The following is a 20129-nucleotide window of genomic DNA, read 5'->3' as shown; positions in this document are numbered from 1 at the left end:
TGAGTGTGGTATACATTAGACGTGCAGTGATAGTGAAATTTCTATCACGAATAATAAAAACTAAGGATATCAAATGGCTAAAGGGCAATCTTTACAAGACCCATTCTTGAACGCTTTGCGTAAGGAACGTATTCCAGTATCAATTTATTTGGTAAATGGTATTAAACTTCAGGGACAGGTTGAATCATTCGACCAATTCGTTATTTTACTGAAGAACACAGTAAGCCAAATGGTTTATAAGCACGCAATTTCTACTGTTGTTCCAGCACGCGCTATAACAATGCCTAGCGCAGGAGATTCTGAAAATACTAAAGGTGAATAATTTAAAAGGTAACGCGCTTGTTTGACCGTTATGAAGCCGGTGAACAGGCTGTACTTGTTCATGTAAATTTTTCCGATGAAGACTCAAAAGAGGACTTAAGTGAGCTTGAATTGCTTGTGTCTTCGGCAGGGGTGAATGCGGCTGAAGTTATTACAACTTCACGTACTGCGCCTCTTGCTAAGTATTTCGTCGGCTCAGGTAAGGTAGAGGAAATAGCAGCAGCGGTTAGGGCACATGACGCCAACGTTGTTATTTTCAATCACGCCCTTTCTCCTTCTCAGGAGCGAAATTTAGAGGCCGTGTGTAAATGCCGGGTGTTAGATAGAACGGGGCTCATTCTTGATATCTTTGCGCAACGCGCGAGAACTCACGAGGGTAAGCTTCAGGTTGAACTAGCTCAGTTGAGACATATCTCAACGCGTCTCATCAGAGGATGGACTCACCTTGAGCGTCAAAAAGGTGGTATTGGTCTTCGCGGTCCGGGTGAAACACAGCTAGAGACTGACCGTCGTTTACTTCGTGGTCGTATTAAAGCCATTCTTCGTCGTTTGGAAAAAGTGCAGAAGCAACGAGAGCAGGGTCGCCGCTCTCGTAAACGCGCAGAAATTCCTACGGTATCCTTAGTTGGCTATACGAACGCGGGTAAATCAACCCTGTTTAACACCATTACCGACTCTCACGTCTATGCTGCTGACCAGCTGTTTGCAACGCTAGATCCCACTTTACGTAAAATCGAGTTGAAAGATGTAGGCCCTGCCATACTCGCAGACACGGTTGGTTTTATTCGTCATCTTCCTCATGACCTTGTTGCTGCGTTTAAAGCAACGCTTCAAGAAACTCAAGAAGCTGATTTACTGCTCCATGTTGTTGACGTTGCTGATGCAAAATACCGTGAAACCATGGATGAAGTTAACAACGTGCTTGAAGAAATAGAAGCGGGAGACATTCAACAATTACTAATCTGTAATAAGATTGATAAACTAGACGACGTAAATCCCCGTATAGAAAGAAACGATGAGGGCGTGCCCGTTCGAGTGTGGCTTTCTGCGCAGACAGGTGAAGGGACGGAATTATTAAGCCAAGCTTTAACCGAGTGTTTGGGTAAAAGCATGGTCAATTACACATTGAAGATTCCCCCTGCACAAAGTCGATTGCGCGGTGTGCTGTATGAGCTAAACTGCATTTCTAGCGAAGAGTACGACAGTCAGGGAGACTGGGTAGTGGACGTAAGAATGCCCGCAGCTGACTGGAACAGATTGGAAAAGCGTCTGGAAAACGGAATATCAGAGTATGTTGTGCGACATTAGTCAGTGCTAGTCACTGGGTTGAGCATAAAGAATTCAAAAATATAACAGTAATCTATGGAGTATCAGCATGGCTTGGAATGAGCCGGGTGGCAATAATAACGACCCGTGGAAAAATCGCGGGGGGAAAGAACAAGGTCCCCCAGATCTAGACGATGTGTTTAAAAACTTATTCGGTAAGTTTGGAAAGTCAGGTGGTAACGGTGGTGGCTCAGGTAAAAGCCTTGGTGGTATCGGTGCGGGTATTCTAGTAGGCCTGCTCGTTGTGATCTGGTTTATCAGCGGCTTTTACACTATCCGTGAAGCAGAGCGCGGTGTAGTGCTGCGTTTTGGTGAGTATTATCAACAGGTTGAGCCGGGTCTTCGCTGGGCGCCAACGTTTATTGATACTGTGATACCTGTAGACGTTCAGTCAATACGCGATCAATCTTCATCTGGCTCTATGCTCACGGAAGATGAGAACGTTGTGAGCGTCCAAATGGAAATGCAATTTCGCGTTGTTGACCCTTTCCGTTGGACCTTCGCGGTGGAAAGCCCAGAGCAAAGCCTTAGTCAATCGCTAGACAGCGCAATTCGTTACGTTGTAGGTCATTCTAAAATGGATGACGTGCTCACCGATGGTCGTGAAGTTACTCGTCAGCGTGTGTGGGAAGAGCTCCAAGCTATTATCGAGCCTTACAATATGGGCGTGTCGATTATCGATATGAACTTCCGTGATGCCCGTCCACCTGAGCAAGTAAAAGATGCGTTTGATGACGCAATAGCCGCGCAAGAGGATGAACAGCGCTTTATTCGTGAAGCAGAGGCGTACGCAAGAGAAATTGAGCCTCGTGCTCGTGGTCAAGTAAACCGCATGAACGAAGAAGCGCAAGCGTACAAAGAGCAGGTGACGCTGGAAGCGCAGGGTGAAGTTGCACGATTTAAAGAGCTTCTTCCACAGTATGAGCGCGCGCCGCAAGTAACACGCGAACGTATTTATTTAGAGACTATGGAAGAAGTGTTGAGCAGCACCAGTAAAATCATGGTAGACAGCAAGGGCGGTAACAACATGATGTACTTGCCACTTGATAAGATTATGGAGCGTCAGCAGTCTACATCTAAAGAACGTTCACGCAGCACATTAGAAGGCTTACAAGCACCGGTAACCGATGCAAATGGTCGCAGCCGTAATAGCTCGCCTACCTCAGGCCTTCGCGGTGACAGCTTTAGAGAGGGGAGATAAGTATAATGAAGAATTTATTAATTGCAGTATTCGTTCTTCTTGTCTTGCTAGCATCAGGCTCTCTGTTTGCAGTTAAGGAAGGCGAGCGTGCTATCGTTATCCAGTTTGGTAAAGTCCAGAGAGATGACGCCACGGGCGACACGAAAGTCTTTGAGCCGGGTCTTCACTTTAAACTCCCGTTTATCGACTCAGTACGCGTACTCGATGCGCGAATTCAAACCCTTGACGGTTCTCCGGATCGCTTCGTAACAAGCGAGAAAAAAGACCTTATCGTTGATTCTTATGTTAAGTGGCGCATTGACGATTTTGCACGCTACTACCTTTCAACAGGTGGTAATAAGCTGCAAGCTGAAGCGTTATTAAAGCAAAAAGTTAATAACGGTCTTCGTTCAGAGTTCGGTACGCGCACCATTGCGCAAATTGTCTCTGGCGAGCGTTCTGCGCTTATGAATCAAGCGATGGAACAAGCTTCAACTTCGTCTGATGAACTGGGTATTGAGATTGTTGATGTACGCGTTAAGCAGATTAACCTGCCTACCGAAGTGAGTAACTCAATCTTCCAACGCATGCGAGCAGAGCGAGCGGCAGTAGCCCGTGAGCACCGTTCAGAAGGTCAGGAGCAGGCTGAAGTCATAAAGGCTAATATTGATGCGAAAGTGACAGTTATGCTTGCTGACGCCGAGCGTAACGCTCGACAGCTTCGTGGTGAAGGTGATGCAATTGCTGCGCAAATTTATGCTGAAGCGTATTCGAAGAATGCAGACTTCTACAGCTTCTTGCGCAGTATGGATGCCTACAGAAACAGCTTCAATAGTAAGCAAGATGTTATGGTCATTGCCCCTGACAGTGATTTCTTTAAGTATATGAATCAGTCTAAAGGCAATTAACCCGTCCTTTATTCCTTTTAAAAAGCCAGTCTTTTCGACTGGCTTTTTTATGCGAGCTTGTATATTAAGTTAATGATTTTCAGACTTAATTTCCTTATTTCAAAAGCTTCGCAAAAAATTTGTACAGGACGTTTACCTTTCATTTTCCCTCTCCACTGCCAAATTTTCACTAAATCGGGTAAAATACCGCCTGACTACAATTAAAACGCGTCACTATTTCTGTATAAAGTTGGTGCCTTCCCAGCACTAATCTTAATGTGGTAGACGTCAATAAACGACAGAGGGAAGATTTTGACAACGGAAAACACAAATTCAGCGTCTGCCGATAAAAATGGCGGACAAGGCGGGTTATTTTCTCGATTTCTCGCTACGGTAGAATGGTTAGGAAACCTTCTCCCCCATCCGGTAACGTTATTTGCGCTACTTTCACTCTTCATCGTAGTGTTAAGTGGAATACTAGGCTTTTTCGATATTGCCGTTGCTGACCCACGCCCAGTTGGCGCAAAAGGTCGCGAAGAAGACGGTATGATTGAAGTGATATCGCTTATGAGCGCAGAAGGGCTTCAGCGTATCGTTACTGGTTTGGTAACAAACTTTACCGGCTTTGCGCCGTTAGGTACCGTACTTGTTGCACTGCTTGGTGTATCTGTCGCTGAACACTCCGGCCTGCTATCTGCGGCGATGCGAGCTCTTGTGATGAATGCATCAAAGCGTGCGGTAACGTTTGCAATCGTTTTTGCTGGGATTATTTCAAACACGGCTTCAGAGCTTGGCTATGTGGTGCTTATTCCTTTAGCGGCTATGATTTTCCATTCCTTAGGCCGTCATCCCCTTGCTGGTCTTGCCGCAGCATTTGCTGGGGTCTCAGCTGGCTACAGTGCCAATCTATTGCTTGGTACCGTTGACCCTCTCCTTTCGGGTATTACTGAAGCGGCTGCTCACATGATTGACCCCGATTATATGGTTGGGCCGGAAGTGAACTGGTATTTCATGTTTATCAGTACGTTTGTTGTAGCGACGATGGGCGCATTGGTCACTGAAAAGGTTGTTGAGCCTAGATTAGGAAAGTATGACCCTAGCGAAGCGTCAATAGATTTAGGCAAACAAACGATGGATGCACCGACTGATCTAGAGAAGAAAGGTTTACGTTGGGCCGGTATTTCCTTTGTTGTTGTATGCGCTATCTTGGCATTGACCGTGGTGCCAGAAAACGGCATTTTGCGCCATCCTGAAACCGGCGAAGTGGCAGGCTCTCCTTTTCTTAAAGGAATTGTTGCCTTCATATTTATTACCTTCGCTATTCCTGGTTTCGTGTACGGCAAAGTTACGAAATCGATGAAAAACGATAAAGATGTCATCGATGCCATGTCTAAAAGCATGGGGGCCATGGGCCTTTACATTACGCTAGTATTTTTTGCAGCGCAGTTTGTCGCTTTCTTTAAGTGGACTAACTTAGGCACAGTTTTAGCGGTTAAAGGCGCTGCGTTGCTGCAAGCGGCAGGACTAGACGGCCCAGCGGTATTTATTCTGTTTATCTTGATGTGTGGTGTGGTTAACCTTTCTCTAGGCAGTGCCTCTGCTCAATGGGCTGTAACCGCTCCTATATTCGTGCCCATGCTTATGCTAATTGGCTACGCGCCGGAAGTTATTCAAGCGGCTTATCGTATAGGTGATTCGGTTACGAATGTTATTGCGCCTATGATGAGTTATTTCGGACTTATCTTGGCCATGGCCGCAAGGTATAAAAAAGACTTAGGTATGGGGACGCTTATCGCAATGATGTTGCCTTATTCCATGGTATTTATCGTAGGTTGGACCATACTCTTCTATATCTGGGTATTCCTGCTAGGTATGCCGGTGGGTCCAGGGGCGGCGACTTATTATCAGCCCTAAGCAAATAGTCTGACTCATCGCTGTACGGTTTACTCGGTGGCGAGCAAAAGCGGCACATGTTTATGAAAAGTTTTTCTGAGCATCTGCCGCTTTTTTAATATCTAAAAACTATCAATCTAATCGCACATTTTTGACGTTATCAAAGATCATAAACTACGTTAATTCAGTATAATACGGATACAGCGCAGTACTTCTCGGAATAAGCATAGATGAAATACAAATCGAATAACGGTTTCACCCACGGGCAAGCTGACAAAATCGGGGTGCTAGTAACAAATTTAGGAACACCGCAAGCACCAACTAAACAGGCGTTACGCCCATATTTGAAAGAGTTTCTTTCTGACCCTCGTGTGGTTGAAGTTCCAAAAGCGATTTGGTGGTTTATTCTTAACGGCATTATTTTAAATATTCGTCCCAAGCGTTCGGCAGAGGCCTATTCAACGGTTTGGACCGAAGAAGGCTCGCCTCTGATGGCAATCACGAAAGCGCAGGCGAGTGCTATAGCAGAACGCTGTAAGGCAAAATACGGCGACGATGTTATTGTCGATTTCGCCATGCGTTATGGCAAGCCAGCGGTATCAGACACAATTGAAGCTATGCTTGCAAAAGGCGTGCGTAAGCTTGTGGTTTTACCCCTCTACCCGCAGTACAGCGCGTCGACAACAGGTTCAACCTTTGATGCTATTGCCAAAGATTTCACCTCGCGCCGTTGGCTTCCTGAGTTTCGTTTTGTAAATCATTATCACGACCGCGATAACTTTATCACAGCGCTTGCCAACAAGGTAAAAGCCCACTGGGAAACGCATGGTAGAGCAGATAAGCTGATTTTGTCTTATCACGGTATTCCTAAACGTTATTTGATGAACGGCGACCCGTATCACTGTGAATGTCATAAAACGTCACGACTACTTGCTGAAAAACTTGGGCTTTCACACGACGAATACATGACAACGTTTCAATCTCGTTTTGGTCGAGAAGAGTGGTTGAAGCCGTATACAGATGAAACCCTGAAATCTTTGCCTGAGAAGGGCGTTAAATCGATTCAGGTTATGTGCCCAGGCTTTTCAGCAGACTGCCTTGAAACTATTGAGGAAATTGGTGAAGAGAACCGCGAGTACTTTATGGAAGCAGGTGGAGAGCGTTATGAATATATTGCCGCACTAAACAGCGACAAAGAACATATCGATGTGCTTTTTGACATAGTGCAAGAAAACCTGCACGGCTGGACAGTAGAATCTGATAATGGTCTGCGTGCTGGATTGGCGAGAGCTTTGGGCGCGGAAAAGTAGCTGCGCATTATTCTCGATTTGGTCTAAATCAGTCGCATTTATTTTCACCGGCCGCTTTTCACTCAGGCTATAGGGTTTAGCAATACGATTAAAGGGAGAGAACAACGTGGACGCAAAAGCACCCAAGGCACTACTTAAAGCACAAAAACTAGCGAATCTGCTAGATACGGCGGTAAAGCTTCCTCTTATTCCAATAAGAATAGGTTTGGATTCCATTATTGGCCTTATCCCTGGCGCGGGTGACGCGCTTATGCTGTTTGTATCGTTGCGCATTGTTTGGCTTGGAAAATCTTTAGGTATGCCGAAAGCGCTTGTTGCGCAGATGGTTAAAAACTCGGCCATCGATTTTGGTTTAGGTTTTGTTCCTTTCATCGGCGATATCGTTGACGTGTTTTATAAAGCGAATCAAAAAAACGTTCGCATTATGGAGCGCTGGTGGATAAGCGAAAACAAAGTGAACGTTGATGCCGCTACCCAAGCTAAGCTAGCGCAGTGGGAAAGTGAAAACCCATAGGTCATAGCGTGATCTTTTAAAGTATCGGTCAAGCCATTAGCCCTCGGTTTGGCTTTGTTACTCATGTCTCAAACCCTCACTACAAACCTATTTATCGCATAACTTATACACTACATGCGATAAGCATGGGGCGGCCCTTATTCTCTTATTAACGAGTGAAATAAGGGGCTGAACATAACAATCGACTCACGTGTCATAAAAAAATATCAATCGTTTTTTATGCTGTTGCCGTAGGAATCAATCACAATCTATTAAAATATACCCTTCTACAAGGAGCGTGCAGCACATGAAAGCGTCCGATTTATTTGTGAAAGCGTTAGAAGCCGAAGGTGTGGAATACGTTTTTGGTATTCCCGGTGAAGAAAACCTCGACTTATTAGAGTCGTTGCGTGAGTCTTCGATTAAGTTGGTGCTAACTCGTCATGAGCAAGGAGCAGGCTTTATGGCTGCTACCTATGGACGACTTACAGGAAAAGTCGGAGTATGTTTATCAACCCTCGGGCCGGGTGCTACCAATTTAGTGACTCCAGCGGCTTATGCTCAGTTAGGTGCTATGCCTATGCTTATGATTACTGGACAAAAGCCCATTAAAACCAGTAAGCAAGGTCGTTTTCAAGTGATTGATATTGTCGACATGATGCGACCGATTACCAAGTTTACCAACCAAGTTGTAAGTGGTGACAGGATCCCTTCTACAGTAAGGGAGGCATTTCGACTCGCCTCTGAAGAGCGTCCGGGTGCAGTTCACATAGAGCTTCCTGAGGATATAGCGGCAGAGCAAACGAGCGCACCGCTGTTAAAGCCTAGCGTAGCTCGTCGTCCTATTGCTGAATATAAAGCAATTTCTTCAGCTATTAGCATGATAGAAAACGCACAATCCCCTTTACTACTTATCGGCGCAGGTGCAAACCGTAAGCTAACAGCCAAAATGTTAAGAGAGTTCGTCGATAAAACCTGTATTCCCTTTGTCACTACGCAAATGGGTAAGGGCGTGCTTAACGAGAGCGATTCTCGATTTGTTGGGAATACGGCGCTGTCTGACGGAGACTTTGTTCACAGAGCGATAGAACGTGCAGACCTCATTATTAATGTGGGCCATGATGTAGTAGAAAAACCACCGTTTTTCATGCACCACAACGACAAAAAAGTAATTCATGTTAATTTTGATTCGGCAGCCGTAGACCCGGTTTACTTTCCTCAACTTGAAGTGGTTGGTGACATTGCTAATAGCATTTGGCAAATAAAAGAAGGAATTACCCCGCAAGATAGTTGGAAACTCGATTTCTATAAAGACGTGCATCAAGCCTATGTCGAACATCGCGCCGAAGCGGAAGATGACAACCGATTCCCTATCTTACCCGAGCGTTTAGTGCGAGATATACGTAAGGTAATGCCAGACAACGGCATTGTTACGTTAGATAACGGCATCTACAAAATTTGGTTTGCCAGAAACTATCCCGCTTATCACCCAAATACACTGCTTTTAGATAATGCACTCGCATCAATGGGTGCTGGTTTGCCTTCCGCCATTGCCGCTAAACTCGTCAATCCAGATGCCCCTGTTTTAAGTGTCTGCGGTGACGGTGGCTTTATGATGAATAGCCAAGAGATTGAGACCGCAGTGAGGCTCAAGCTAGATCTTGTTGTGATCATATTGCGTGACGATGCGTACGGTATGATCAAGTGGAAACAGGCAAACATGCAGTTTGATGAGTTTGGTTTAGACTACGGCAACCCTAATTTTGTCAAATATGCGCAAAGTTATGGCGCGCAGGGCTGGCGGGTAGATGATACCGACGTACTCATTCACATGGTGGATAAGTGTTTGAACACAAATGGTGTGCACATTATCGATTGTCCCGTTGATTACAGCATGAATGACAAAACACTAAATCATACGATTAAAGAGCTAAGTGCTAAGCTTTAAGCCAACGCAACATAACGTTAAGGAGTCAACGATGTTAAAGGAAAGCTACCCCTATTATCTAGCGAGTGAACCACATTATGCTAATACCGACCTGGATGTAACTAACAAATACACCCAAGAGGTAGCGACCAAGGTTGCGTTAGCAGATGCGGGTGTTATTGACAAAGCTATTGCTGCTGCTGAAAAAGCCCAGCCTGCAATGGCGGCGATGGCACCTTATGAGAGACAAGCCGTATTAGAGCACTGCGTGAAGCGCTTTACTGAGCGCGCAGACGAACTGGCGCAAGCATTGTGCATTGAGGCAGGAAAGCCAATCAAAGATGCGAAAGGCGAAGTAAGTCGCCTTATCGACACGTTTAAAATTGCCGCTGAAGAGTCAGTGCGCATCAATGGCGAGACGGTCAATTTAGAAATATCAGCCCGCGCAAAGGGCTATCAGGGTATGACCAAAAAAGTACCTATTGGCCCATGTTCGTTTATATCGCCGTTTAATTTCCCGCTTAACCTAGCAGCCCACAAAGTAGCGCCAGCTATCGCTGCGGGCTGCACCTTTGTTCTTAAGCCAGCGTCGCGCACTCCTATTGGCGCACTTATTATTGGTGAAGTACTAGCGGAAACAGACTTACCAAAAGGCGCATTCTCAATTCTGCCGTGTAGTCGTGATGGCGCTGATTTGTTCACTACAGACGAGCGACTAAAGCTGCTTAGCTTTACTGGTTCACCCGATGTGGGCTGGGCGCTTAAAGCAAAAGCTGGAAAGAAGCCTGTAGTGTTGGAACTTGGCGGTAACGCAGCGTGCGTGGTTGACGAAGATGCCGATATTGAAGACGCCATCGACCGCGTCATTGTGGGCGCTTATTATCAATCTGGACAAAGCTGTATCAGTGTTCAGCGTCTGTTAGTGCACAGCAAAATATATGATGAATTTAAATCTCGCTATGTAGAAAGAGTGAAAGCGCTAGTATCTGGCGATCCATCTGATGAAGATACGTTTATCGGCCCAATGATTTCAGAAGGGGAGGCTGAACGCCTCCATGGCTGGATTGAAGAGGCGAAAGACAAAGGGGCAACTATCCTGTGTGGTGGTACTCGAGACGGTGCCATGCTTCAAGCTACGGTCATGGAAAATGTACCGAAAGATTGCGATGCCAGTGCTGAAGAAGCGTTTGGTCCGCTATCCATCTTAGTGCCGTTCGATGACTACGACGAAGCACTTAACGAAGTGAATAACAGTCGTTATGGGCTCCAAGCCGGTGTGTTTACTCGCGATATTTATAAAGCACACAAAGCATGGGACGTGCTAGAGGTTGGTGGCGTCGTCATTGGCGATGTGCCAAGCTGGCGCGTAGACAATATGCCGTATGGCGGTGTGAAAGACTCAGGTCTTGGGCGCGAAGGAATTCGCTACGCCATTGAAGATATGTCTGAAACTCGACTTATGGTAATTCGAACACCACAATAATTAGGTGAGTTTTTAACTAAGTAAACTTAACTGACGTTACACTGCTAACGCAGTAAAAAAGGGCATGTTATCCGACATGCCCTTTTCATTACTTCAATTCACTGACTACAACGATGTAGATTGTAAATTATACCGTTTAGCTCATTGCCCTTTCCCCAAAGGTGCAGATAAACGCCTAGTCGGCTGCATATTCTTCCAATAGTGACAGCGGGATAATATCCAGCGCCTTTTCATGCGTCGCTTCAAGACGAACTTTAGGTGCCACTCCGGCTTCATGAGCTTGTAACCAGCGAGCCGCGCACAAACACCACCTGTCTCCGGCAAGTAGACCGGGAAATGTCATGCTAGGCCAAGGAGTAATAAGATCGTTTCCTTGTCGTAATGAAAACTGAAGAAATTCATCGGTTACTATGGCGCAAACGCTGTGGTTGCCCACATCTGCATCTGGGACATAACAAAACCCTTCTCTAGTAAAACCCGCATTCCCGCAACACAGCTGCAGTGGACGACCATAAACATTTTTTGCGTTCGCCAAAATCAGAACCCTCTTTTACAACGTATCTTTATATTGATGTCGCTTTGTCAAAACATAAGAATGTAAATCGCGTCAAATCTATAACCCTATTCTGCTCACCTTATGGCCCTAAGTATTGAGGGTCAAGTGTGAAGCCATAGTGTAATTACGTTTAAAGGTAAAAAATCGTGCTCGATAAAAGCAAAAAAACAGGTGGAAGTAATTTCTCTGAGGATGAAATCGCGCGCTTTGATGCGCTCGCCGAATCATGGTGGGATCCGAAAGGGAAATATAAAACCGCTTTAGATTTTAATAGGGCGAGATTAGATGTCATTAAAGCGCAGATAGAAAATCATTTCGGAAAGGGTAAATTACCCCCAGACTATTCAACTCTGTCAATGATTGATATTGGCAGTGGTGGTGGCCTTATCAGTGAGCCCTTAGCAAAATTGGGCGCTCATGTAACAGGCATAGACGCCAGCGCGGTCAGCGTAGAAGTTGCCAAGCGGCATGCCGAAAAAAGCGGTGTGGATGTTAATTATAGACATATGCTCTCCAGTGAAGTTGTGGGCGAAGGACTTCAATATGATGTCGTAATTAATGCTGAAGTGGTCGAGCATGTACCAGATCAACAGCAACTGATAAAGGAATGTGCGAGTTTAGTGAAACCAGGCGGACTTCTTATTTTAGCCACATTAAACAGAACGTTTAAAAGCTATATCATTGCAATTGTTGGCGCTGAATATGTTATGCGCTATTTGCCCATTGGTACTCACGATTGGAGAAAATTCGTGAAACCTAGCGAGTTACAACAGTGGGTCGGGGATGCATTTTCCTTAAAATATCAAGTAGGAATGAAATTAAACCCGTTAAAAGGTGAGTGGTTAACGACACCAAGTCTTGCCGTAAACTTTATTCAAACCTATTCCAGAGATGAATAGCTGGCTATAAATTATGCTTATGCTCTGTATGAAAGATGGAAATGGTATTATGAGGCATACCCAATAGCTAGCGCTAGCTAACTGAATTCGCAAACTATTGTCTAGACGGCATGGCTAGAAATGACGTGTATTTGCGGGAGCGCTTTATTAAAACTTGTTAGTAAAGCTTGATCTTTACATTGTGTTTACATAATCATAACAAAGGTCTGACCACAGACCAGGTATTTACCAAAATTATGGGGCACACACTATGACACGAAGCAAATACACACGAATAACCCAAACACGAACCAACCACACGCGACTAAATCAAACGAGAAAAAGCACCTTCGCGGCTATATTGACGTTGCTCTGCTTGTTTGTAGGCTTTTCTGGACAAGCGCATTCAAGCACATACGCAAAAACTAAACACCCAATTGTACTTGTTCACGGATTATTTGGGTTTGAAGATATTTTATTTGTCGATTATTTCTACAAGGTTCCGCATAAACTCAGCCGAAACGGCGCTGTGGTTTATATTGCCGAAGTCTCACCAGCTAATTCTACGGAAGTGCGCGGCGAACAGCTGTTAGAATACATCGATGAAGTTTTAGCATTGTCTGGTGCTGACAAAGTAAATCTAATTGGTCACAGCCATGGGGGTCCAACAGCGCGTTACGCTGCCAGTGTCGCGCCTGAAAAAGTCGCTTCGGTAAGTTCGGTAGCAGGTGTGAACTGGGGAAGTAAAGTAGCCGACCAATTGCGAGATGCCTTTTCAGCGGGCTCTGTTGGTGAAGGTGCTACTGGGCTTGTCGTTGATGCATTTGCCAATATTATCGAAATTGCTTCGGGCTCAGACCCAAGAGACAAGCCTACCGATTCAATTGCCGCCCTTAATTCACTCTCAACTGCTGGTTCAGTGGCCTTTAATCAGCAATACCCAGAAGGGATGCCAACGGCATATTGTCGTAACGATGGCAAAATGCTCGCTGAAAACGGTGTTTATTATTTCTCGTGGAGCGGCGGAAAAACTTACACTAATGCGTTAGATGTTGTAGATCCATTTTTGGCGATAACTGGCACTGCGTTTAAAGAGCCAAACGATGGATTGGTCTCAACCTGCAGTTCACATTTAGGTAAAGTGCTCAAAGATAACTACAAGATGAATCATCTTGATGAGGTCAATCAGAGCTTCGGCATCACACATTGGTTTGAAACCAACCCCGTTGATGTTTTTGTTCGCCAAGCAAACCGTCTCAAAGGCCTAGGCCTTTAATGAGGTATATACCTTGAATTGGCGTTTTATCACCGCAGGAGGGCTGAGTGCTCTCCTTATCGTTGGCGTTCTCTACTATATCAACTCAGACTTTATCGTGTCAGAAACGGGCGCGACTTTGCCGAATGCAAAAGATAACCTTAAAGGTGAAGACGAGTTCGACAAAGAAAGGGCGAGCCAACAAGACGATTCAGGCGTTCACGCGACAAACTATATTTCTGAATATAAGACTGATTCAACTGATACTAGCCTTGAAGTCTTCATCTTAGATTACACAACAAAAGACATCTTCGACCGCTTTATATTCGAGCGAACCTCCGAACTCCCCCATGTGGTTAAACTTGACTATTCGAACCATACTATATCGAAATACACAGAAGAGTCTGCCCATACAGCAGCAGATTTATTTTCTCGCTACGTTGATTATAAGGTGGCGCTATCGTCTGTGGAATTAGAGATAGACCTGTCCGCGCACAATTTACGAGATGTAACCTTTAAGTTAGATGAGCGAGAAAACATACGGCGTAGGTATTTTACCGACAACGAATATCACTACTTATTCAGTCAAGAGGCACAAGTCGACGAAGCGGCATTGGCAAGATTGAGCATTGCTCAGGAAGACACGCTTTCAAAAGAAGAGAGAAAAGCGCTTATAGTAGACGCCCTGAAGGCGGGAAATCCCGCTGAGCGCAACGCCTTTCAACCTACATTGAATATGCACCGCATCAATGAAATTAAAAACACGTATAGTAATGTAAATGATCGCTTCAATGCTGTGGCTGCTGAATTTGGAACACAGGTCGCCCAGCGCTTTGCGAAAACGTGGGAAGAGCGAGCTCATTGGCAGGCAAAAGTAGAAGCATACACACGTTTTAGGGATGGGTTGATGGAGCAAGGGCTTTCACCTGAGACGATGAGTGAGTCGCTTACGGAATACCAAAGGCAGCACTTCACTGCGAACGAGATTAAACGTCTTAAGGTGCTTACAGCGCGATGACAAGGCAAGCAGATACAAAGCACAGTGAGCGAGCAATGGTATGGTAAGACCATAAAAACGCTGAATAGTGTCACCGCTATACGAAGTGATTTGAAAGCGTGCAATACTCTTACTAATCTAGATTTTGTTTATTAACTTACACCGTTAATTTCAACGTTATTTCTACCGAAATTTCCATTGTTATTTCGCGAGGCTAGTCATATCACTATGAAAATCTATGAAACGAAGACCGCTCCTAACCCACGCCGAGTACGTATGTTCTTAGCCGAAAAAGGCATTGATGTTGACTATGTTCAAGTCGACATTCAGAAAGGGGAAAATTTAAGTGCAGAAATGCGGGCTAAAAACCCGCTGGGTAAAATTCCTATTTTAGAGCTCGATGACGGCACGTGTATTGCTGAAACCGATGCCATTTGTACTTATTTTGAAGCGCTTCAGCCAGAGCCGCCGTTAATGGGAACAACGCCAATTGAAAAAGCCACGATATCAATGTGGCAGCGGCAGGTAGAGCTTGCGTTTATGATGCAAATTGGTATGTGCTTCCAACATACTACGGGTTATTTTAAAGACCGCATGACGCCGGTACCAGAGTATGGCAAAGAGGCGGGTATAAATGCGTCTAAATATCTCAATATTTTAGAGCGCCGACTTGCTGTAAAAGAATACATAGCGGGAGATGCTTTTTCTATTGCCGATATAACGGCGTTATGTGCTATGGATTTTGCCCGAGTTGTAAAAATACGTATGAGTGAAGAGCATGTTAATTTAGCCCGCTGGTACGACGCGGTGAGCAGCAGAGCGAGTGCAAAAGCCTAATGATAGATTTATATACTGCGGCAACGCCTAATGGCTGGAAAGCGTCGGTGGCTTTAGAAGAGATGGGTCTTGAATACACCGCTCATACGGTTAATTTAATGAAAGGCGAGCAGAAAACCCCTGAGTTTTTAGCCATGAACCCGAATGGACGTATACCCGTTATCGTAGATAGAAAAGCCGATGGCCACGTTGTTTTCGAGTCTGGCGCCATTATGATTTATCTCGCTGAAAAGACCGGAATGTTCTTGCCGAGTGATGCTAAGGGTAAAAGCCAGGTTATCCAGTGGCTAATGTTTCAGATGGGTGGAATTGGCCCTATGATGGGGCAGGCGAACGTATTTCATCGGTACTTAGAAGAAAAAATCCCTGTTGCTATCGAGCGATACCAAAACGAAGTTCGACGTCTGTTCACCGTGCTCGATGGCAGGCTAGAGGATCGTGAATACTTAGTAGACAACTACAGTATTGCTGACATGGCTAACTGGTGCTGGGTGCGTACTTACGAATGGTCAGGTGTTAGCATTGAAGGCTTGGATAATCTCATTCGCTGGAAGAACAGCATTGAAGCAAGGCCAGCAGCGCGACGTGGCGTAGAAGTGCCTAATAAGATAGATAAAGAGGCGCTGCTTAGAGGGGCTAAAAACGTCGTGACTAGGTAGGCTCTCTCGCTCCTGCTTATTTGAAGAGACTAATCATACTGCGGTTTAAGCGCGTTTATTTTCCTACGAACGCGCTTATGGTTTTTATATGCTCGGGTCCAATACCGCAACATCCTCCCACGATATCCGCGCCTGCCGCTATCCACGTTTGAACATAATCTAAGTAGCGTTCGGGTGTGACGTCATCACGCAGTTCAGAGAGAAGCGCATTTGCTTCATGGCTACGCTTTCTTTCTGAAAAGCTATTGGCGTAAGCGCCAGTGGTAATGGTAGCGTTCATCTGGCGTGTAATAGTGATTGCGCTTTCCATTTCCTCGGGCTGTGAGCAGTTAAAAAGCACGCTGTCGACATGAGATAATAGGTAAGCGATATCTGAAAGGGGCTCGCCAGAGCGTAGAGTTAACGGCTCATCTGGTGAAGCGCGATTTTGCAATGAAAACGACAGCCAAATAGGACGGGAAGAAAGGGTTTTGATAAGTGATACCACTGCCTCTGCTTCCTCCACGGAGCTGGCCGTTTCAATTAACCAAATATCGATATAGGGAGCTTGGGCATCGATAAGTGGTGAAAGTATTTCACTTAGTCGACTGGCATCAAACAAATCTGGACGATAAGAGCCAAACGCCGGTGGAATGCACCCCGCCACGGTTAATTTGCTGGCTTGCTTTGCCTGCTGAGCGGTGACGGCTTCTCTTGCTAGTCTGGCAGCGGTCTCGGCTAGTTTAAATGCTTGCTCGTTAAATGTTTTCTCGCCAATATGAAAGGGCACTAGTGCATATGCATTGGTTGTAATGACGCTGGCACCTGCTTCAAGAAAATGAGCATGAACCTCTCGGACTAATTCTGGCGTTTGCATCAGCGCTAAAGCAGACCATTCGGGTTGTCTAAAAGGCGCACCTATTCTTTTTAACTCGCGCCCCATGCCGCCATCTAGAATTGTAATGTGCTTTTCTCTCACTGGTATACCGCCCCCAACGCTGTCTTGAACTCTTAGATGATTAGTAATAGTTTGCTTGGAGCGCTAAGTTTGCACTGCCTATAGATTGCGCTTTTGCGCCTACAAGGCCAGGACTCACTTGTATCTTTGAAAGCCCCCGCATATCAAGGTGCTCCATCGCCCCTTTGGTTTTTTCAACCAGCGATTCCTTAACGTCATTAGGGATAGCACCATCTATGATTACACCCTCTACATCCAAAAGGCTCATTGCGCATTGAGCTGCAAATGCTAATCCCTTGGCGGTTTCTGAAAGCCAATAGTCAATGACGCCCTCGTCGCATGACCAGTGTGAAGGCGATTCATAAATATGTTTGCCGTTTTGCCCAGCGTCTACGAGTGCCCGTTCTAACAAATAGAGCGAAGATTGAGTAATCAACTGGCGCTGCGACGTGCCGCTAAAAAATGGTAAAGAGCCAATAGCGCCTGCATTGCCCGTTTTTCCGTTTATCAGCTGGTTATTCAAGACAAGACCACCACCTAAAAAGGTGCCGACGAAAATATATAAGAAGCTTTCGTAGCGTTTAGGATTTCCGAAAGACATTTCGGCGCTGCACGCCGCTCCAGCGTCATTTTTAATAAATACCGGTAAGTTGAGGAGGCTTTCAAGGGCGCTTTGAGGATCGAATTCTCTCCACTCTTCCAATTCATTTTTCGGAGCTCCAGCCTCCTCTGCCCAACTCCAAATCTCGAAGGGCATGGCTACGCCTAGACCCCTAACAAGGCGTTGTTGGTCGGTATCAAGATTCTTAATGAGCACGTTGAAGGCACGCTTTGCGAAATTAAGTAAATTGCTAACCGTTGGATAGTCAGACTTCTCGTGAAGTGTTGCTTTTACATTGCCTTTTAAGTCAAGCAGTGTCATGTCGAAGCTACGACGTCCCACTTTGAGGCCGACGCCAAATGCACCATTAGCGTTAATGCCAAAAGGAACCTTTGGCTGACCTACACCACCTTTAATAGGCTTTAAGCGTTTTACTAAACCATCGGCTTCTAGCTTTTTAATGATTACCGTAGCGGATTGCGCGGACAAACCGGTTAATTGAGCGATTTCAGCCTTGGGTAATGCAATACGCTGACGAATGAGCGTAAGGATTTCCCGTTCATTAGTTGAGCGCGCATCAAGTAGTAAAGGCATCCTTTGGGATGGCAGGTGAAAAGCCGTTTCAATATTCAATGTAATTACAATCTGTCCATTAAAAGAGACTAGAGTTTAATAACAAGCTAGCCGTGTATCAAATTTAAGAATTAACGTAGCGCGTGCTTCTGGGTGTCTATTTTAGACTGGTCTAAAATTACGCAAGCTTATCCTACAATTCTTTAGGATGATTTTAAATCAATTGGGTTGATTTAATTGTTTCTTTCGACAATACTATGCCCCAATTATTTAACGATTCGTTAACTTTGTGTTTTTGGCATAAATTTAAACGTCTATTTTGAACTTTGTTGAGCGAGGCTGGTATGAAAATTTTATGTTTAGGTGAAGTGCTTATTGATATGTTAAGCCAAGGTGCGGCGCCCAAAGATGGCAATATACCAGCTATGAAACCTTTTCAACCTTATGCAGGTGGTGCACCTGCAAACGTTGCTGTTGCCGTTGCTCAGCTCGGTGGTAAGAGTGCAATGGTATCAAAAGTTGGCGACGATACTTTTGGCGCATTCCTTAAAGAAATGCTTGAGCACTACAACGTTAATACAGATTTCGTGTGGACAACACAAGAAGGTAATACCGCGTTAGCATTTGTTAATTTAGATGAAAACGGCGAGCGCTCGTTCGACTTTTACGTCGATAATGCAGCACACAAGCACATTTCAGAGCAAGATTTATCGACAATCGATTGCGATAAAAATACTGTACTTCACTTCTGTTCGGGTTCGATTTCAGGCCCTGAGCTTATTCCTGGCACTGAGTTTATTCTAAACAAGGCGAAGGAAAACGGCATGATGGTGTGCTTGGATATCAATTATCGCCCAGCGTTTTGGGATGACACCGCCAACGCGCCAACGCGTATAGACGAAGCGGCGAAGAAAGTGTCTATACTAAAAGCAAGCCGTGAAGAGCTCGCGGAGCTTTATGGCGAAGAAAATGCCGATACAAAAGTGCAGCAGTGGTTAGATAGCGGCGTTAAAGTGGTGCTGGTCACTGATGGCGGCGAGCCAATTCACTATATCACTAAGTCGTTTAGCGGCACGCTAGCATCACCAAAAATGGATGTTAAAGACACCACAGCAGCGGGTGACTCGTTTATTGGTGGTTTCCTGTATTTCCTTTCTACTAAAGTAAAAAATGCCGATGAATTTGATGCATGGGCAGAAAACTTTGAAAACGTAAGTGAAGCCACTGAATTTGCTATTCGCTGCGGTGCTTACACGGTTACTCAGTACGGCGCATTTAGTGCTTTGCCTACACAGGCTAATATAGCTAAATAAGTTATTTGTCAGACTGTTAAAAAAAGAGGGTTCACGTCAAACTGAACCCTCTTTTATTTCTAAGTACTAGCAACAGCGATATTAAAAGTGCCAGGCTATTGAGCTAACTGCATTAATTGAGCCTAGTGCTTATCTGCTCTGCTTTGAAACTTGCGCTCTTCAGTGTTGACCTTAATCCACTCACCCGTGCTGATATACTCAGGTACCTGCACTACCAGGCCAGTAGAAAGGGTGGCTGGTTTAGTACGTGATGTTGCCGATGCGCCTTTAATTGAAGGGTCTGTCTCAACCACTTCAAGCTCAACACTCATTGGTAAGTCCAAGGCAACCGGCACTTCGCTAACGATAACAACCTGAATGCCGTCAGTTTCCTCGTTAATGAACAAGGCTTCGTTTTCAATACTTTCTTTGTTCAAGTGATAAGGGGTGTAGTCTTCCTTATCCATAAACACATACTCGTCACCGTCGATATAAGAAAACATTGCCGGGCGGCGGGTGAGGTCTGCCATATCCAATGTGTCTGAGTCTTTAAATGTTTCGTCGTATTTAGCACCCGTTACCACGTCATACATACGCATGCGATAAATACTGCCACCAGCACGGCCTTGGGGAACAGATCGTTCGATATCACGAACAATGCACGTTTTTCCGTCAAATACCACGGTGTTATTCTTTTTAATTTCACTAGCCTTAGGCATGGCGA

19 protein-coding genes are annotated in these 20129 nt (G+C 45.2%); 15 read left to right on the top strand and 4 right to left on the bottom strand.

What is annotated here, in order from left to right; genetic code table 11:
- Positions 1 to 73: 73 nt before the first annotated feature.
- From hfq to ACM0P2_RS18280, 9 genes are all read left to right on the top strand, one after another.
- The gene (gene hfq / locus ACM0P2_RS18320) at positions 74 to 322 is read left to right on the top strand and encodes an RNA chaperone Hfq (RefSeq protein ID WP_014951092.1); all 249 of its coding nucleotides are present in this window, start codon (positions 74 to 76) and stop codon (positions 320 to 322) included.
- Positions 323 to 339: 17 nt separating this feature from the next.
- On the top strand, positions 340 to 1629 hold the full coding sequence (gene hflX, locus ACM0P2_RS18315; protein WP_105932647.1) for a ribosome rescue GTPase HflX: 1290 nt from the start codon (positions 340 to 342) through the stop codon (positions 1627 to 1629).
- Between the two features lie 67 nt (positions 1630 to 1696).
- The gene (hflK, locus tag ACM0P2_RS18310) at positions 1697 to 2848 is read left to right on the top strand and encodes an FtsH protease activity modulator HflK (RefSeq protein WP_105932648.1); all 1152 of its coding nucleotides are present in this window, start codon (positions 1697 to 1699) and stop codon (positions 2846 to 2848) included.
- 5 nt (positions 2849 to 2853) lie between these two features.
- Positions 2854 to 3735 (top strand): protease modulator HflC, encoded by an 882-nt coding sequence (hflC, locus tag ACM0P2_RS18305; protein ID WP_105932649.1) that lies wholly within the window; start codon positions 2854 to 2856, stop codon positions 3733 to 3735.
- A gap of 291 nt (positions 3736 to 4026) precedes the next feature.
- Positions 4027 to 5628, top strand: a complete 1602-nt coding sequence (locus tag ACM0P2_RS18300) for an AbgT family transporter (RefSeq protein WP_159119738.1) — start codon at positions 4027 to 4029, stop codon at positions 5626 to 5628.
- Between the two features lie 209 nt (positions 5629 to 5837).
- On the top strand, positions 5838 to 6917 hold the full coding sequence (gene hemH / locus ACM0P2_RS18295) for a ferrochelatase (RefSeq protein WP_105932651.1): 1080 nt from the start codon (positions 5838 to 5840) through the stop codon (positions 6915 to 6917).
- A gap of 106 nt (positions 6918 to 7023) precedes the next feature.
- Complete coding sequence (locus tag ACM0P2_RS18290; RefSeq protein WP_159119737.1) at positions 7024 to 7431, top strand: DUF4112 domain-containing protein; 408 nt, start codon at positions 7024 to 7026, stop codon at positions 7429 to 7431.
- A 286-nt stretch (positions 7432 to 7717) separates the two neighbouring features.
- On the top strand, positions 7718 to 9358 hold the full coding sequence (locus ACM0P2_RS18285; protein WP_419226950.1) for an acetolactate synthase large subunit: 1641 nt from the start codon (positions 7718 to 7720) through the stop codon (positions 9356 to 9358).
- A gap of 31 nt (positions 9359 to 9389) precedes the next feature.
- Complete coding sequence (locus ACM0P2_RS18280) at positions 9390 to 10820, top strand: aldehyde dehydrogenase family protein (RefSeq protein ID WP_159119736.1); 1431 nt, start codon at positions 9390 to 9392, stop codon at positions 10818 to 10820.
- Positions 10821 to 10995: 175 nt separating this feature from the next.
- On the opposite strand, the gene ACM0P2_RS18275 is transcribed toward ACM0P2_RS18280, so the two are convergent.
- Complete coding sequence (locus ACM0P2_RS18275; protein WP_419226949.1) at positions 10996 to 11355, bottom strand: DUF2237 family protein; 360 nt, start codon at positions 11353 to 11355, stop codon at positions 10996 to 10998.
- Positions 11356 to 11522: 167 nt separating this feature from the next.
- Between ACM0P2_RS18275 and ubiG the strand changes: the two genes are divergently transcribed.
- The 5 genes from ubiG to ACM0P2_RS18250 all read left to right on the top strand — a co-directional run bounded on the left by ubiG (position 11523) and on the right by ACM0P2_RS18250 (position 16002).
- Positions 11523 to 12275, top strand: coding sequence for a bifunctional 2-polyprenyl-6-hydroxyphenol methylase/3-demethylubiquinol 3-O-methyltransferase UbiG (gene ubiG / locus ACM0P2_RS18270; RefSeq protein WP_419226948.1), 753 nt, complete (start codon positions 11523 to 11525; stop codon positions 12273 to 12275).
- Between the two features lie 250 nt (positions 12276 to 12525).
- Positions 12526 to 13530, top strand: coding sequence for an esterase/lipase family protein (locus ACM0P2_RS18265; protein WP_419226947.1), 1005 nt, complete (start codon positions 12526 to 12528; stop codon positions 13528 to 13530).
- A 13-nt stretch (positions 13531 to 13543) separates the two neighbouring features.
- A complete protein-coding gene (locus ACM0P2_RS18260; RefSeq protein WP_159119733.1) occupies positions 13544 to 14527 on the top strand; it encodes a lipase secretion chaperone in 984 nt (327 codons plus the stop codon).
- 207 nt (positions 14528 to 14734) lie between these two features.
- Complete coding sequence (locus ACM0P2_RS18255) at positions 14735 to 15343, top strand: glutathione S-transferase family protein (protein ID WP_159119732.1); 609 nt, start codon at positions 14735 to 14737, stop codon at positions 15341 to 15343.
- The gene (locus ACM0P2_RS18250; RefSeq protein WP_419226946.1) at positions 15343 to 16002 is read left to right on the top strand and encodes a glutathione S-transferase family protein; all 660 of its coding nucleotides are present in this window, start codon (positions 15343 to 15345) and stop codon (positions 16000 to 16002) included. The genes ACM0P2_RS18255 and ACM0P2_RS18250 overlap by 1 nt, the downstream gene beginning before the upstream one ends.
- A 55-nt stretch (positions 16003 to 16057) precedes the next feature.
- Here ACM0P2_RS18250 and ACM0P2_RS18245 read toward each other — a convergent pair whose 3' ends face one another.
- The gene (locus tag ACM0P2_RS18245; protein WP_419227716.1) at positions 16058 to 16924 is read right to left on the bottom strand and encodes a homocysteine S-methyltransferase family protein; all 867 of its coding nucleotides are present in this window, start codon (positions 16922 to 16924) and stop codon (positions 16058 to 16060) included.
- Positions 16925 to 17000: 76 nt separating this feature from the next.
- Positions 17001 to 18173: an ROK family transcriptional regulator gene (locus ACM0P2_RS18240; protein WP_159119730.1), complete on the bottom strand. Its 1173-nt coding sequence runs from the start codon at positions 18171 to 18173 to the stop codon at positions 17001 to 17003.
- Between the two features lie 284 nt (positions 18174 to 18457).
- Between ACM0P2_RS18240 and ACM0P2_RS18235 the strand changes: the two genes are divergently transcribed.
- Positions 18458 to 19426: a carbohydrate kinase family protein gene (locus ACM0P2_RS18235; RefSeq protein ID WP_159119729.1), complete on the top strand. Its 969-nt coding sequence runs from the start codon at positions 18458 to 18460 to the stop codon at positions 19424 to 19426.
- A gap of 122 nt (positions 19427 to 19548) precedes the next feature.
- Here ACM0P2_RS18235 and yeiP read toward each other — a convergent pair whose 3' ends face one another.
- Entirely contained in the window at positions 19549 to 20124 is a 576-nt protein-coding gene (gene yeiP / locus ACM0P2_RS18230) for an elongation factor P-like protein YeiP (protein ID WP_105932661.1), read from the bottom strand.
- Positions 20125 to 20129: the final 5 nt, after the last annotated feature.

The organism is Alteromonas sp. OM2203, assembly GCF_048517045.1.
Classification (GTDB): Bacteria; Pseudomonadota; Gammaproteobacteria; order Enterobacterales; family Alteromonadaceae; genus Alteromonas; species Alteromonas gracilis.
The sequence above is the reverse complement of the archived record's forward strand: the minus strand, read 5'-3'. Positions and strand labels throughout refer to the sequence as shown.